The sequence below is a fragment of the Stenotrophomonas sp. PE591 genome, assembly GCF_018320795.1.
Classification (GTDB): domain Bacteria; phylum Pseudomonadota; class Gammaproteobacteria; order Xanthomonadales; family Xanthomonadaceae; genus Stenotrophomonas; species Stenotrophomonas maltophilia.
Window position 1 is genome coordinate 213,606 of the sequence record NZ_JAAOKO010000001.1, and the last position, 14,474, is coordinate 228,079.

The 14,474-nt window shown below is 61.2% G+C and carries 14 protein-coding genes; 10 read left to right on the top strand and 4 right to left on the bottom strand.

What is annotated here, in order from left to right; all coding sequences use genetic code 11:
- Nucleotides 1–414 precede the first annotated feature (414 nt).
- Nucleotides 415–1,851 (bottom strand): Cu(+)/Ag(+) sensor histidine kinase, encoded by a 1,437-nt coding sequence (locus tag JLDANKMP_RS01180; RefSeq protein ID WP_003097498.1) that lies wholly within the window; start codon nucleotides 1,849–1,851, stop codon nucleotides 415–417.
- Nucleotides 1,823–2,515 (bottom strand): heavy metal response regulator transcription factor, encoded by a 693-nt coding sequence (locus tag JLDANKMP_RS01185; protein WP_003097513.1) that lies wholly within the window; start codon nucleotides 2,513–2,515, stop codon nucleotides 1,823–1,825. Before JLDANKMP_RS01185 ends, JLDANKMP_RS01180 begins: the two co-directional genes overlap by 29 nt.
- A gap of 254 nt (nucleotides 2,516–2,769) precedes the next feature.
- Here JLDANKMP_RS01185 and JLDANKMP_RS01190 point away from each other — a divergent pair, with 254 nt between their 5' ends.
- From JLDANKMP_RS01190 to JLDANKMP_RS01230, 9 genes are all read left to right on the top strand, one after another.
- The gene (locus JLDANKMP_RS01190; protein ID WP_003097515.1) at nucleotides 2,770–4,671 is read left to right on the top strand and encodes a copper resistance system multicopper oxidase; all 1,902 of its coding nucleotides are present in this window, start codon (nucleotides 2,770–2,772) and stop codon (nucleotides 4,669–4,671) included.
- Between the two features lie 25 nt (nucleotides 4,672–4,696).
- Entirely contained in the window at nucleotides 4,697–5,677 is a 981-nt protein-coding gene (locus tag JLDANKMP_RS01195; protein WP_005408883.1) for a copper resistance protein B, read from the top strand.
- A gap of 37 nt (nucleotides 5,678–5,714) precedes the next feature.
- Nucleotides 5,715–6,200 (top strand): DUF411 domain-containing protein, encoded by a 486-nt coding sequence (locus tag JLDANKMP_RS01200; protein WP_003090303.1) that lies wholly within the window; start codon nucleotides 5,715–5,717, stop codon nucleotides 6,198–6,200.
- Between the two features lie 33 nt (nucleotides 6,201–6,233).
- Complete coding sequence (locus JLDANKMP_RS01205) at nucleotides 6,234–6,506, top strand: DUF2933 domain-containing protein (protein ID WP_003097518.1); 273 nt, start codon at nucleotides 6,234–6,236, stop codon at nucleotides 6,504–6,506.
- Nucleotides 6,507–6,793: 287 nt separating this feature from the next.
- Nucleotides 6,794–9,100: a heavy metal translocating P-type ATPase gene (locus tag JLDANKMP_RS01210; protein WP_228777907.1), complete on the top strand. Its 2,307-nt coding sequence runs from the start codon at nucleotides 6,794–6,796 to the stop codon at nucleotides 9,098–9,100.
- Between the two features lie 141 nt (nucleotides 9,101–9,241).
- Nucleotides 9,242–9,628 (top strand): copper homeostasis periplasmic binding protein CopC, encoded by a 387-nt coding sequence (gene copC / locus JLDANKMP_RS01215; RefSeq protein ID WP_003090319.1) that lies wholly within the window; start codon nucleotides 9,242–9,244, stop codon nucleotides 9,626–9,628.
- 4 nt (nucleotides 9,629–9,632) lie between these two features.
- Nucleotides 9,633–10,559 carry a copper homeostasis membrane protein CopD gene (copD, locus tag JLDANKMP_RS01220; RefSeq protein WP_003097522.1) on the top strand — a complete coding sequence of 309 codons (927 nt, stop codon included), beginning with the start codon at nucleotides 9,633–9,635 and terminating at the stop codon, nucleotides 10,557–10,559.
- 128 nt (nucleotides 10,560–10,687) lie between these two features.
- Complete coding sequence (locus tag JLDANKMP_RS01225) at nucleotides 10,688–10,972, top strand: CopK family periplasmic copper-binding protein (protein ID WP_003090336.1); 285 nt, start codon at nucleotides 10,688–10,690, stop codon at nucleotides 10,970–10,972.
- A gap of 231 nt (nucleotides 10,973–11,203) precedes the next feature.
- Nucleotides 11,204–12,094: a LysR family transcriptional regulator gene (locus tag JLDANKMP_RS01230; RefSeq protein ID WP_023087256.1), complete on the top strand. Its 891-nt coding sequence runs from the start codon at nucleotides 11,204–11,206 to the stop codon at nucleotides 12,092–12,094.
- A 4-nt stretch (nucleotides 12,095–12,098) separates the two neighbouring features.
- On the opposite strand, the gene JLDANKMP_RS01235 is transcribed toward JLDANKMP_RS01230, so the two are convergent.
- Complete coding sequence (locus JLDANKMP_RS01235; RefSeq protein ID WP_003097526.1) at nucleotides 12,099–12,404, bottom strand: helix-turn-helix transcriptional regulator; 306 nt, start codon at nucleotides 12,402–12,404, stop codon at nucleotides 12,099–12,101.
- Nucleotides 12,405–12,511: 107 nt separating this feature from the next.
- Here JLDANKMP_RS01235 and JLDANKMP_RS01240 point away from each other — a divergent pair, with 107 nt between their 5' ends.
- Nucleotides 12,512–13,153, top strand: a complete 642-nt coding sequence (locus JLDANKMP_RS01240; protein WP_023657317.1) for a LysR substrate-binding domain-containing protein — start codon at nucleotides 12,512–12,514, stop codon at nucleotides 13,151–13,153.
- Nucleotides 13,154–13,676: 523 nt separating this feature from the next.
- On the opposite strand, the gene JLDANKMP_RS01245 is transcribed toward JLDANKMP_RS01240, so the two are convergent.
- A protein-coding gene (locus JLDANKMP_RS01245) for an IS5-like element ISStma16 family transposase (RefSeq protein WP_086009121.1) occupies nucleotides 13,677–14,469 on the bottom strand; the annotation gives its coding sequence in 2 pieces (ribosomal slippage) (nucleotides 13,677–14,211 and nucleotides 14,210–14,469; 795 coding nt in all).
- Between the last annotated feature and the right edge of the window lie 5 nt (nucleotides 14,470–14,474).

Consider the following 14,474-nt stretch of genomic DNA (forward strand, 5'->3'; position numbering starts at 1 on the left):
CGCCTGATAGCAGTACCTTGATCTTGATCAATAAGACTCTCTGTACCCAGCTACGGGTACATATACCCGCGCAACGAACCAGCAGACCAACTTCCAACTCACCTCAGGGGCTCAGCGCACACAGCCAGGTCTGCGCGCGATCGAGGCGCCGAGCAGGCAGACGTTCGGCACTGACCGCTGAGGCTATCGACGATCGGTGACCGGATCACGACCGAGCAAAGGCCCCCGCGCGCGGTGTGGACGTAGCGATGGGATACACAAGCGCATGATGTCGGCGCCTGCCGCTAGGACTGGGCACGTGGCAGTCACGGAGAAAAAATGTCCCGCTCGCGTAGCAACGTGGCCGGCCGGGTAGATCCCAGAATCAGGCAAAGAGATACGCCAGTTGGCTGGACGGACCGCAGCGCCCTCGGACTACTGCCGCAGATGGGGCAATACCAAGTCAAACCTGGTGACAAGCTCACTGGAGGTCACGGCAACGGAGCCACCATGTGCCTCCGCAATCGATTTCACGATGGCAAGGCCAAGACCGGCGCCCGCCGTATTTCGTTGCCGTGCCGGATCAACTCGGTAGAAGCGGTTGAAGAGCTTTGGTAGATCGCGCTCAGGAATTCTCTCACCGGGATTGACCACACTGATCGTTGTCCACTGCTCGTCCTGCGAAAGCAAGACCGTGATGCTCTTGCCGCGAGGCGTGTGTCGAATTGCATTCGAGAGAAGATTGTTCAGCGCCCGGGTGAGCATTTCCCGATCCGCCGCTATGCTGCCGATCGCCCCTTTAACACCAAGCGTAATGCCGCTATCTTCTGCCAGCGCCTCGAAATAGTCGAACAGACTCCGCACCAATTCGGACAGATCAATGGTAGACAGACGCAAGTTGCGGGGATCATTTTCCGTTTGGGCAAGAAACAGCATGTCACCAATCATGCGTCCCATCCGATCAAACTCTTCCAAATTTGAATAGAGGATTTCTCTGTATTCCTCGTTGCTGCGCGGCTGGCCAAGCGCCACGTGAGTCTGCGTGACCAGGTTGGTGACGGGCGTGCGCAACTCGTGCGCGATGTCTGCGGAAAAGTGTGATAGCCGGGTGAAGCCTTCCTCGATTCTCGCCAACATATCGTTGAAGGCGAATACCAGTTCCGCCAGTTCGATCGGCACATCCCGAGGATCCAGCCTCACATCCAGCTTTGAAGAGCGAATCGCCCGAATCTCTTCATTGACCTTGCGAATCGGCAGGTGGCCCCACTGCACCGCCAGCCAAGCCACACCGAGCGCCAGGCACATGACCAAGCCGGTTGCCCACCAGAGCATGCGCTTGAACTCCGCCAGGAAGTCGAGATGAAAGCCGATGTCCATGGCAGCGACGATGCGGTAGCCGGGCGCCGCTGAATCGTCAGCAGGCAGTTGCAGCACCACACCTCGATATGACCTCTGATCCTCCTGCCACACGATCAAATCGTCAGCGGTGATGCGGTTGACCAACTTTTTGCTACTGGCAAGTTTAGACAGGTCAGGACCGGGCGTGGCATAGATGCTATTGCCAGCCCCATCGTAGACGCCGTACGTCATCCCATGATGTCCTGCGACTGCGTTGGCCAAGTGTTGCTTCAGTTCGTCGCTTGCGATGTCACTTGCAAGCTGGTGCAAGGGCTGAGCCAAAGCGGTTGTCACTGCCTCCAGTTCGTGGGCATCCTGTTGAGCAAAGTGGTGCTCCAACGACCGGAGAATGACCCAATTGAACACAAGAAACACCAAGGTCGTGGCGATACCAACGAGGGCCGTGACCCTCAATGCAAGCGACGCTGGACGGCTTTGCCGCGGCTTATGGCGCAGGGGCATCATCGGGCGCATCGAGCGTGTATCCCATTCCACGCACGGTGTGGATGAGCTTCGGATTGAACGCATCGTCTATCTTCGCGCGTAGACGGCGGATGGCTACATCGATGACGTTGCTGTCGCTGTCGAAATTCATGTCCCATACCTGCGACGCGATCAGAGACCGTGGAAGGACCTCCCCCTGGCGACGGGCCAGGAGCTCAAGCAACGCGAACTCCTTGCTGGTGAGATTGATGCGTTGGCCAGCGCGCGTTGCGCGCCGGCGCGCCAAGTCCAGCACCAAATCGGCAACCTGGATGCGATCAGGCTGGCTCGGAGCGCTTCCGCGTCGCAGCAGCGTCCGCACCCGCGCCAGCAACTCAGAGAACGCGAATGGCTTGACGAGGTAGTCGTCCGCTCCCAGTTCCAATCCCTTGACACGGTCGTCTACACCGCCACGCGCCGTCAGAAAGAGCACAGGGACCTGTTTACCGGCATCTCGAAGGGCACGCACGATGCGCCAGCCATCGACATCCGGCAGCATGACATCCAAGACCACCAGATCGTATGTCTCGCCCATGGCCAGGTGGTGTCCGTCCAATCCGTTGCGCGCCAGATCCACGACGAATCCCGCCTCCATGAGACCTTGGCGGACGTAATCCGCCGTCTTGTTCTCGTCTTCAACGACCAGCAGTTTCATCGCATGTCCCATGAAATCGCTACGGCGCGGAAAAATAGCCGCTCACGATGTACGCATTCATCCACTTTCAATCAGCAATTTACTGGTTGCCAGCTTCCACGAACATGACACGAACATTACATGAATGTAATTCAGGGGTCATTCGATGGAAAGTGCCCAACCCATAGCATGACCTGCATTGCGTCGAACTGTGCCGCTCAGGATGGGGTGGCGTTTAGAACGACTTCCGAGTCATCTATGGAGGATTTCAGGCCATGCCGCCTCGTTCACCCTTTTTTATCGTGCCCACACAGGGCCTTTCTCGTCGGCGTTTCGTCCAAGGGTTAGCCGCCGGCGGCGTTCTCGCTGGGCTGTCCACGCCGGCGTTCAAGGCATTTGCCCAGCAAGGCTCCGCGACGCGCGGTGCCGCCCCTGTGCTGAAGGGCACCGAGTTCGACTTGGTGATCGCCGAATCGCCCGTGAACTTCACGGGCAAGCCAGGCGTGGCTACGACCATCAACGGCTCGCTGCCGGCACCGACATTGCGTTGGCGCGAGGGTGACACCGTCACAATCCGTGTAACCAACAAGCTGCGTGAAGCCACATCCATTCACTGGCACGGGATCATCCTGCCGTATCAGATGGATGGCGTGCCGGGCATCAGCTTCAATGGCATCGCTCCCGGCGAGACCTTCACGTACCGCTTCAAGGTTCAGCAGAGCGGCTCCTACTGGTACCACTCGCACTCCGGCTTCCAGGAACTCACGGGCATGTACGGGGCGATCATCATCGACCCCGCTGGCGCCGAGACCATCCACGCCGACCGTGACCACGTGCTGCTGTTCTCGGATTGGACCGACGAAGACCCGATGCGGGTGTTCACCAAGCTCAAGTCCCAAAGCGACTATTACAACTACAACCAACCTACCGTCTTCGACTTCTTCCGGGACGCCTCGCGCGAAGGCACGGCCGCTGCGATCGACAAGCGCAAGATGTGGAACGAGATGCGGATGAATCCGACGGATCTCGCAGATCTGTCTGCCGCCACGCTGACCTATCTGGCCAACGGCGTCACCCCCGCCGGCAATTGGACGGCGCTGTTCCGACCGGGTGAGCGCGTGCGGCTGCGCATGGTCAACGGTGCGGGCAACACCTTCTACGACGTACGCATTCCAGGACTGAAACTCACGGTGGTGCACGTCGATGGTGTTGACGTGGAGCCGGTGACCGTCGATGAGTTCCGATTCGGTCCTGGCGAAACCGTCGACGTGATCGTCCAGCCACGGGATGACGCTTACACGATCTTCGCCCAGGCGATGGACCGGACAGGCTACGCGCGTGCCACGCTGGCCGTGCGTGAAGGTCTTCAAGCTCCCGTGCCTGCCCTCGATCCGGTCGAATGGCTGACCATGAACGACATGATGGGCGGCATGATGGGGGGCATGGACCATGGCGGGTCCGGCCAGGCCATGGAGATGACCGGGATGACGGGCATGACGGGCATGACCGGGATGACCGGGATGGGCTCGGGTTCGATGTCCGGGATGGATCATGGGGCGATGGCAGGCATGAATCACGGCGCCATGAACCACGGTGGCATGGCGATGGATCACAGCCAACACGCCGCGGCGGCGGGGGGACTGGCCGTGCCCAGCACTACTGCTCGCCACGCTCGCACCGAGTATGGTGCCAGCACGGACATGCGCGTTGACATGGCGCGCACCAACCTCGATGACCCCGGCATCGGACTGCGCAACAACGGTCGGCGCGTGTTGACCCTCGCGGATCTGCATACCCCGTCGGGGCCGCTGGACAAGAGAGGCCCCGGCCGGGAGGTCGAACTGCACCTCACGGGCAACATGGAACGCTACGCATGGTCCCTGGACGGGCTGGAGTTCGGAAAGTCCACGCCGGTGCACTTCAAACACGGCGAGCGGCTGCGGGTCATTCTGCACAACGACACCATGATGACCCATCCCATGCACCTGCACGGCATGTGGAGCGAGCTGGAAAGCCCCGACGGTCGCTTCCTTGCGCGCCGCCACACCCTGCCGGTGCAGCCGGCACAACGCATCAGCTTCCTGGTGACAGCCGACGCGCTCGGCCGCTGGGCGTGGCACTGCCACCTGATGTTCCACATGGATGCCGGCATGTTCCGCGAAGTCGTGGTGTCTTGAACCCAGCGCACAAGGAAGACCAAGAATGTCCAAAGCACTCCCCACTCGCGCACTGGCCACGACGCTTCTGGCCCTGGTAAGCGTCGCCGCCCAGGCACAAGCACAGAACGACCATGCAGCGCACGGCCAGGCCGACGCTCAAACGGCCGCGCCATCCACTCAGACCGTGGCTCCTGCCGCCGACCCGCACGCGGGTCACGCGACGTCGGCGAGCGGCTCGACCGCGGCCCCGGCCATGGATCACGGCAACATGCAGATGCAGGGCGGGTCGGCGCCTCCTGACGCCCGCGATCCGCATGGCTACTCCAATGGCCTGACATTGGGATCGGGCGACTACGCCGTACCCGGTGTGCCGCGGCTGATGCTGGCCGACGAACACAGGTTCTTTTCGTTGCGCGGCGAAACTCTGGAACGCCGCTTCACGCGCAAAGGAGACGACTCCACGGCCTACGACCTCCAGGCGTGGTATGGGACGACCTACAACAAGGCCGTCGTGAAGGCCGAAGGCGATATCGCCAAAGGAAAGCTCGAAGAATCGCGTACCGAGCTTCTCTGGGGGCACGCCGTCGCACCGTACTGGGACACCCAGCTCGGCGTTCGGGTGGATAACGGGGAAGGCCCGAGCCGTCAATGGTTGGCTTTCGGCATCCAGGGCCTCGCCCCCTACTGGTTCGAGCTGGAGGCGACGGGCTACGTGGGAAGTGGTGGACGTACGGCGCTGCGTGTCGAAGGCAGCTACGAGCTGCTGCTGACCCAGCGACTGATTCTGGAGCCTCGCGCCGAGTTGCAGTTTTATGGCAAGGACGACCCGGAACGCGGTATCGGCAAGGGCCTGGCCGAAGCGTCTGCTGGCTTGCGCCTGCGCTATGAATTCAGTCGCCAGTTCGCCCCCTATATCGGCGTGGAACGGGCGGGCAGCTTCGGACGCACCGCGGACTATGTGCGTGCCGAAGGCGGCCGTGCGCAGCAGACGCGCTGGGTGGCTGGCGTGCGATTCTGGTTCTAGAACCTAGCGGGTTTGATCATCTGATGAGAGGCGATCCATGAACATGCACTACGACAGAAGCCAGGGCAAAGTGCCGAGACGCCAGGCATTGATCGCTGGCTTGTTGGTGATGGCACTCGCAGGACCGAGCCTGGCGCAGAGCCGACCGATTGCCAAGGTCTGGAAGGACCCGAGCTGCGGATGCTGCAAGGACTGGGTCTCACACCTGCAAGGCGCAGGCTTCGATGTGCAGGTTCTCGACACCGGGAACACCGCAGCGCGCACGCGGCTGGGCATCCCGCAGAAGTACGGTTCTTGCCACACGGCGCAGATCGGCGGCTATGCCATCGAGGGTCATGTGCCTGCCTCGGACATTCAACGCTTGCTGCGCGAAGCCCCGCAGGCCATCGGCCTCGCGGCGCCCGGCATGCCGGTCGGTTCGCCCGGCATGGATGGTCCGGCCTATGGTGGACGCAAGGACGCCTACGACGTGCTGCTGATTGGGAAAAACGGTAGCAGCACGGTCTATCAGTCGCATCGCTGACCATCCATCAACCCTTCTCCGTGGAGATATGCCATGCAGCATCAGCACACACAGACCCCCAGCGATCGCCCCCGGTTCTGGCGATCGCGCTACGGCGTGGCGTTCCTCATCATCGCCGCTGTCGCCGCGTATTTCCTGCTCAAGGAGCATACGGCACATGTTGCCGGCTATCTCCCCTTCCTGCTGCTGGCGGCTTGTCCGCTGATGCACCTGTTCATGCACCGTGGTCACGGCCACGGCGGACACGATCATGCCGCGCGTCAGGGTAAGGAAGGTGCCGCAGCCTCCAAGGAGCAGAAGCAATGAGTCGAGGCACTCGCACCGTGCGAGCACGCGACGCCGCGCTTGTCTCCTTGCGCGCCTGCGGCCTGCTGCGATCACCAGACACCAAAGGTTAACGGCGGAGGGCACTTGTCACTATGAATTCACCCAGCAAGTCTTCAGGACATGAGCACGCAGGCATGGCGGCGGGTGCCACAACGTCCGGCCCGCATACGCACCACCATCACGCCAGCCATGCTGGAAGTGACGACGCGGGCGGGTCCTCAAGCCACACGCAGCCCGATGCCGCGACGCGAGATCCGGTGTGTGGCATGGCGGTCACGGCGGCGTCGGAGCACCGTTCCACGCACTTGGGGAACACGTACTTGTTTTGCAGCACCGGATGCAAGGCCAAATTCGACGCCGATCCGGCGCGATATGCCAGCGGTGACGCGGGCATAGGCACAGGCAGCGGCCATGCACCGCATCACCATGCCAGCACCGCAGTTTCACCGGCCCCGGCGGCATCGCCAACCGCGCCCGGAACCATCTACACCTGCCCGATGCACCCGGAGATCCGCCAGGATCATCCGGGAACCTGCCCCAAGTGCGGGATGACGCTGGAGCCTCTGCTGCCCGACCTCGATGACGACAACCCGGAGTTGCGTGACTTCTCGCGTCGCTTCTGGTGGACCTTGCCGCTGACGCTCGTGGTCTTGGCGCTGGCGATGCTGGGCGAGCGGCTGCACCTGATGGACATGGCTACACAGAGCTGGGTCGAGTTGGTGCTGTCGTTGCCGATCGTGCTGTGGGCCGGCTGGCCCTTCTTCTCCCGCGGCTGGCTGTCCGTGGTCAACCGCAGCCCGAACATGTGGACACTGATCGGCCTGGGAACGGGTGCGGCATTCATCTACAGCGTTGTGGCAACCGTTGCGCCGGAAGTGTTTCCAGCTTCCTTCATGTCCATGGGACGGGTCGGCGTGTATTTCGAGGCCGCCGCCGTCATCATCTCGCTGACACTGCTCGGCCAGGTGCTGGAACTCAAGGCCCGCTCCCAGACTTCGGCAGCCATCAAGTCGCTGCTGGGGCTGGCACCCAAGACGGCGCGGCGCATCAATGCGGACGGCAGCGAGGAAGACGTGCCACTCAGCCATGTGCACGTCGGCGACCTGCTGCGCATCCGACCCGGCGAGAAGGTGCCGGTGGATGGCATCGTGCACGAGGGCAGCAGCTCGATTGACGAATCCATGCTGACCGGCGAACCGCTGCCCGTCAGCAAGCGCGTGGGCGACAAGGTCATCGGGGCCACACTCAACACCAGCGGCGCGCTGGTCATGCGTTCGGAGCGGATCGGCTCGGACACCGTTCTATCGCAGATCGTCCAGATGGTCGCCCAGGCGCAGCGTTCCAAGGCACCGATGCAACGCATGGCCGATGTCGTTGCCGGCTACTTCGTGATGGCCGTCGTCGCCATTGCGGTAACGACGCTCCTTGTATGGGGATTCTTCGGGCCACAGCCCACCTGGGTCTATGGACTGATCAATGCGGTGGCCGTCCTGATCATCGCCTGCCCGTGCGCGCTGGGTCTGGCCACGCCGATGTCGATCATGGTCGCAACGGGCCGTGGCGCCACGCAGGGCGTGCTGTTCCGCGATGCCGCGGCGATCGAGAATCTTCGCAAGGTCGATACCCTCGTCATCGACAAGACAGGAACCCTGACCGAAGGCCGACCTGCTTTCGATCAGGTCGTCGCAGCCCCCGGCTTTACGAACGATGAGGTGCTGCGTCTTGCGGCCAGCCTGGACCAGGGCAGTGAACACCCCCTGGCCGACGCCATCGTGCAGGCCGCGCGTGCCCAGGGCCTCCAACTCGTGAAGCCTCAGAGCTTTGAATCGGGAACCGGCATCGGCGTGCGCGGAAAGGTTGAGCACCGGCAACTGGCGTTGGGCAACACAGTGCTGATGGAACAGTCTGGCGTATCGGTGGAACCGCTCGTACCCCAGGCCGAAGCTCTGCGCGGCGAAGGGGCCAGCGTCATGTACCTGGCGGTGGACGGGCAGCTCGCGGGCTTGCTCGCCGTGTCCGATCCGGTCAAGGGCAGCACCCCCGAGGCCCTGGCCGCGTTGAAGGCTGCGGGCCTGCGGGTCATCATGGCCACCGGGGACGGGCAGACCACCGCCAAAGCCGTCGGTGCACGCCTAGGCATCGACGAGGTGCATGGTGAGGTCAAGCCGGCGGACAAGCTCATGTTGATCGAGCGACTGCAGAAAGAAGGACGCATCGTCGCCATGGCCGGAGACGGCATCAACGACGCGCCGGCCTTGGCGAAGGCAGACGTGGGCATCGCCATGGGAACGGGAACCGACGTGGCGATGAACAGCGCCCAGGTCACGCTGGTCAAGGGTGACCTGCGTGGCATCGCTGTCGCTCGCACGCTCTCGGTGAGTACCGTGCGCAACATGAAGCAGAACCTCATGTTCGCCTTCCTCTACAACGCGCTGGGCATCCCCATCGCCGCCGGGGTTCTCTATCCCCTCACGGGCTGGCTGCTGTCGCCGCTGATCGCAGCATTGGCGATGAGCCTGAGTTCGGCGTCGGTCGTTGGCAACGCCTTGCGCCTGAGAGCGAGCCGACTGTGACCGGATTTTCTTTCTGAAACTACAGGAGCCTGCTATCGCCCAGCAAACCGTTTCTTTCGTTCCACGCCGTTGCAAAGGTGCAAGCCTTATCTCGGCATTTCGTTCTTAAACCACACCTCACACATCCAGGTAGAAACTTCTATGACCCGTTCACATTTCATCGCCAAGCTCGTCGCGCCGATCGCTGCTGGTCTGTTCGCCACCGCCGCATTCGCGCATCCTTCGCTGGTGTCTTCAACGCCGGCCGACAAGTCGCAGGTTTCTGCGCCAGCCACCATCGAACTGAAGTTCTCCGAGACGCTGGTGCCGCAGTTCTCCGCCGCGAGCCTTGTCATGACTGGCATGCCGGGAATGGCGAGCCATGGCCCGATGAAGATCAACGCCAGCGTCGCGGCTGCCGGCGACGGCAAGACCATGGTCATCACGCCGGCACAGGCGCTCCAGCCCGGTGACTATCGCGTCGAATGGCGTGCCGTCTCCTCGGACACGCATCCGATCACGGGTAACGTCACCTTCAAGGTGAAGTAAGCCCATGGCCGGGGATTGGTTGACCATCGTCCTGCGCCTGGCGCTGTATCTGGACCTGGCGGCGGCGTTTGGCGTCGCCATGTTCGGTCTCTATGCTTTGGGCAACGACGAGCGATCCTCGACGATCTCGCGCCGCTATCGCGTCCTCATTGGCGCATCCGCTGCCATCGGCATTGCCCTGTCGATGTGGGGCATGACGGTCATGGCCAAGGCCATGTCCGGTGCCCAGAGCTACGCGGAGCTGTCAACGCACGTCTTCGACATGCTCATTACGGGCACGCACATGGGCATCGCCTGGTGCATTCGCATCCTCGCGCTGTTGGTGTGTGTGCTCGTCGCAATGTTGAAATTGAACGCTACCTTGCGATTTGCAGTGATGGCGCTCTCCACCGGCGTGGCGCTGGCGACCCTTGCGTGGGCAGGCCACGGCGCGATGGACGACGGCGTTCGCGGCTACATCCATCTTGCGTCGGATATCACGCACCTCTGGGCAGCGGGCGCTTGGGTGGGCGCATTGGTGGCGTTCTTGATGCTGGCATCCCACAAGCAGGATGTCGCGCAAGACCCGGTAGCGGTCCTCAGTCGGACGTCGAATGGCTTTGCTCGCATAGGTACAGCGATCGTGGCTGCACTCGTCGTGAGTGGAATTCTCAATTACCTGTTGATCGCCGGACCATCGTTTGATCCGCTCATCTCGACGCTGTATGGCCGGCTGCTGATGGTAAAGCTCTTGCTTTTCGCAGGCATGCTGGCGTTGGCTGCTGCCAATCGGTATCGGTTGAGCCCGAGCCTGGAGGCTGCTTTGAAGGCAGGCAATCGCGCACAGGCAGTCATCAAGCTTAGACAGAGTCTGTTCACGGAGGCGACCTTGGCCGTTTTGGTTCTGGCGAGCGTTGCATGGCTTGGCATCTTGTCTCCCACTGGAACCTAGTCCTTCATGGGCGGCAGATGACAGCACATGAATTGAATGTAATGCACGGGTAAGCGCTCTGTAGACCGCCTGCTTCTACATTTAACGACGCGGCGCAAGTTGTCGTCGTTTTTACAAAGGAGTCGATCATGAAATCGCAAATTGTCATTGCCGCCCTGTTGAGCGCTCTCTCCGTGCCAGCCTTCGCCGGTCATGCAGCAGCCCAAGCAGCCAAGGAAATGGTTCCCTTGGCTGACGGGGGAACGCTGTACATCTTCAAGGACGGAAAGATGGCACAGGAAAGCCGCTTCGGGCGCGCCGTCTATCTCAATGTCGGAGCTTCGGTGTCGACGAAGGATGGGCGCAACATCGCGATCACCAGCAATGAAGTCGCTCGCCTCGGGTCGCTGCTACAAAAAGAGCACGGCGGATGACGCCGCGGGTGTGCGGTGCTTTTCAAAGCTTCTGCACAGTGTGACAGAGACGCGCGCCCCGATTGGGCGCGCGCGCTTGGGACGCGTCACGAGCAACCACGAGCGCTCAAGGTGCCAGTTTTTGCGATGTCAAGCGCATCAACTTCCCTGAAATGGATCCAGCCTCCCCGTCCACCGTGATTCGTCCACGGGACATCTGGCGCGAATGAGAACTTGCGAGGAGCCCGATTTATGGAGTTGCGTCATCTACGATGCTTTGTCGTCTTGGCAGAGGAGTTGCATTTCACGCGGGCGGCCGAGAGGCTGCATATAGAGCACCCCCCCTTGTCTCGCGCGATCAAGGAATTGGAAGATGAGCTTGGGGTCACGCTGTTTGACCGCGACCGCAGGGGCACACGGCTGACCGTGGCGGGGGCGGCATTCTTGCAGGACACCCGCCGACTCTTCACTGTCCTGGAGCAAGCGCGTGAAAATGCCAGAGCCATTGCCGCGGGCCTGAGGGGCAGCCTGCGCATTGCAATTTCCGATGGTGCGATGGACCCACGACTATCGGCGTTCCTAGCTCGTTGCCGCGCGGAAGAGCCCGAGGTCGAGATACGTCTCTCCGAGGTACCGCTGACCGAGCAGATACGGGGCCTACGGTCTGGCGACTTCACGATCGGATTTGCACACGCGGCGGATGTTGGCGAAGGCATCGTGGCTGAACCGATCTGGCGAGACCCGATTGTGATCGCCGTGCCAGCGCGGCACTCGCTTCTTGCGCACAAGCAAGTTCCGCTGAACGAACTTCAGGGTCACCCACTGGTTCTGTGCGACAAACTGGCCTGCGAAGGCTACTGCCGAGAACTAAATCGGCTGCTACAGGTTCTGGAACACAGACTCAACGTTGTCGAAGAAGTGTCGTCGCTGGACATGATGCTAACGCTCGTCGGCGCAGGCTATGGGATTGGTTTCATGACGGCGACCAAGATTCCCATCAGCCAGAGGCCGGACGTGGTGATTCGCCCTCTGGCGCAGGACACGGCGGTAATCACAACCTATCTGCTTCGGCCAGAAAGCAGCAACTCATCGGTTTCGCTGGATCGCTTCATCGAACGTCTGCGAGGACCTCCGGATGACTAAAGCGTCAATGCCTATCTGAATCGTGCGCCGCGGCACGAAGATTGCGTTCGGCTGCGCTGACGAGTTCCGCAGCACTGAGCTTGAGTCCGGCGGCGATTCTTAAGATCAGAGCGAGAGTGGGCATGTGCTCCCCACGCTCTATTTTGCCCATGTGCGATCGCTCGATCCCTGCTTTCGCAGCCAGTTCTTCCTGAGCAACACCTTGCGTCAGGCGGGCGACACGAACGGCCGCTCCGAATGCCAACGCTGGCTCGGCGTCGAAAGTGGTAGTTCCTGGGGGACGGCCTCGTCGGACAGTTCGCTTCTCCATCCTTGGAAGCGTCGAACAGTCCAAACAATTTAACCACGTTAAGTTTAACTCAAACTAGCTATCATGAAGACTTTCCATCCTTGTCTTATCGCTTCTTGGGGCCTCTCATGCACGACGCCACCAGCCCACGCCCACAGCTCAGGCTCGCCATAGCGCCTGGTGTGGCCTCTTCGTACCTAGCTGCATTGCTTGCCCTGCAGCGCGCGGAGGAGCCCGAAGTTTCTATGGAATTTAATGAGGTTACGGCGAGCGATCTCATTACGGGCCTCTACAAACGGCGCTTCGACGTCGGCCTTTCTCTGAAGCAGGTGAGCGATTCTTCGCTGAAGAGTCTTTCTATTTGGTTCGAGGCGACAGCTCTTGCCACGCCGCTGCGATACCCACTGCTCCGGCAGCAGTCAATCAGAATAGACGAACTTAAGGAGCACTCCGTGTTTCGATGGAAGGCCGAATATTCTCCTTCGCTGGACCAGTACCTGTCCTCCATGTCATCAACGGAAAGGCCGAATGTCCAGCATGTCAGTTCTTTTGAGATGTTATTGCTCTGGGTCGCAGCTGGATATGGCGTAGGGATTTCCTCGCGATCACGCATCGAAACCGCTAGCCAGTGCGGAATCTGCACGCGCCCAATAGCCGATGGCCCCTACGAGGTCATTACGCACCTGCAGCGACTCTCGGGACAGACGAATCTTGTAGCTGATCGATTTGAGCTTAGAGCCTTGCGAGTTGCCGAGGCGCGTAAAGCATGACAACCACGTGCGGTGCCCGCCCTTGCCGGTGGATTTGCAGCGGGTGCCGGTTCGGGCCAAGGCGCCGTCCAGACGCATCAATTCATCCTGGAAACTGACCTTGATCAATTCAACTCCCTACAACTTCCAATAGTATGTCCGCATGATCGGCTTAAGGCGCCTTCTCGCAAGATGGAGCCGCTGGATTACCAGCGGCCTAGTCGTAACCTTGCTTTTCTCGCAGGTTGCGATGGCGATGTACGTCTGTCCCAAGCCAGACCCGAGGGCATCTGTGGAAACCACGCAAATGCGTGCCACGATCTCGATGCAGCAGGCTGACAAGTTGCCAATGTCGGATTGCACCGGCATGCCTGATTCCATGGACAGCGAAGCGCCACAGTTGTGCCACGCTCATTGCAGTGGCGATCGGGAGTCGGCGCTTTCATGGCAGGGGCTGGACATTCAGTTTCTCGCGGCGCACGTGATGTGGCTCGCCAACTCGCTGCCCGGGTTGGTTCTCGACCGGGTAGCCCTCAGAGCGTGTTCAAAGTCTTTTGAGCAAGAGCACCAAGAATGCCAAGTGGACGAACTGCAGGCTGGTGTTGAGCCATCGCTCGCAGTTCTTCCACAGCCTCCTGTTCTTGTCCAGCCAGGCAAAGCTGCGTTCCACGACCCAGCGCTTGGGCATCACTTTGAAAGTGTGAAGCTCGCTTCTCTTGGCGATCTGCACCGTCACATGCCCTCCCAGAATCTGCTGCACGCCTTGCGCGAACGGCCGACCGATGTAGCCTGCATCGCACAGCAGGCTTTGTAGCCGGCTCAACCGGGGCTTGCAGCGCTGTAGCGCCTGCAGTGCGCCTTTGCGGTCCGTCACCTCGGCCGTGGTCACCGCTATCGCATGCGGCAATCCCTGGGTGTCCACCGCGATGTGGCGCTTGATGCCCGAGACCTTCTTGCCTGCGTCATAGCCCTTCAAGCCCGCCGTGTCCGTGTTCTTCACGCTCTGCGCGTCCACGATCAAGAGCGTGCTGCAGGCGTTGCGCCCCAGTTTCTCGCGGGCCGCGCCAACCTGATTTTTTTAATGCCTGCTCCAGCAGGCTGCCACCCTCGCGTGGCTCGCTCCAGATGGCAAAGTACGAGTGCACGGTGCGCCATTTGGGAAAGTCGCTGGGCAGTGCCCGCCACTGACAGCCCGTGCGCAGCAGGTACAGCACGGCGCAGAACACCTCGTACAGCTCCACTTTGCGTGGGGCAGTCTTTCTGCGCGCACTCTCCAGCAATGGCCGGATCACCTCGAACTGCTCGCGCTTGATGTCGCTGGGGTAGCCTTTTCTCACCCAGC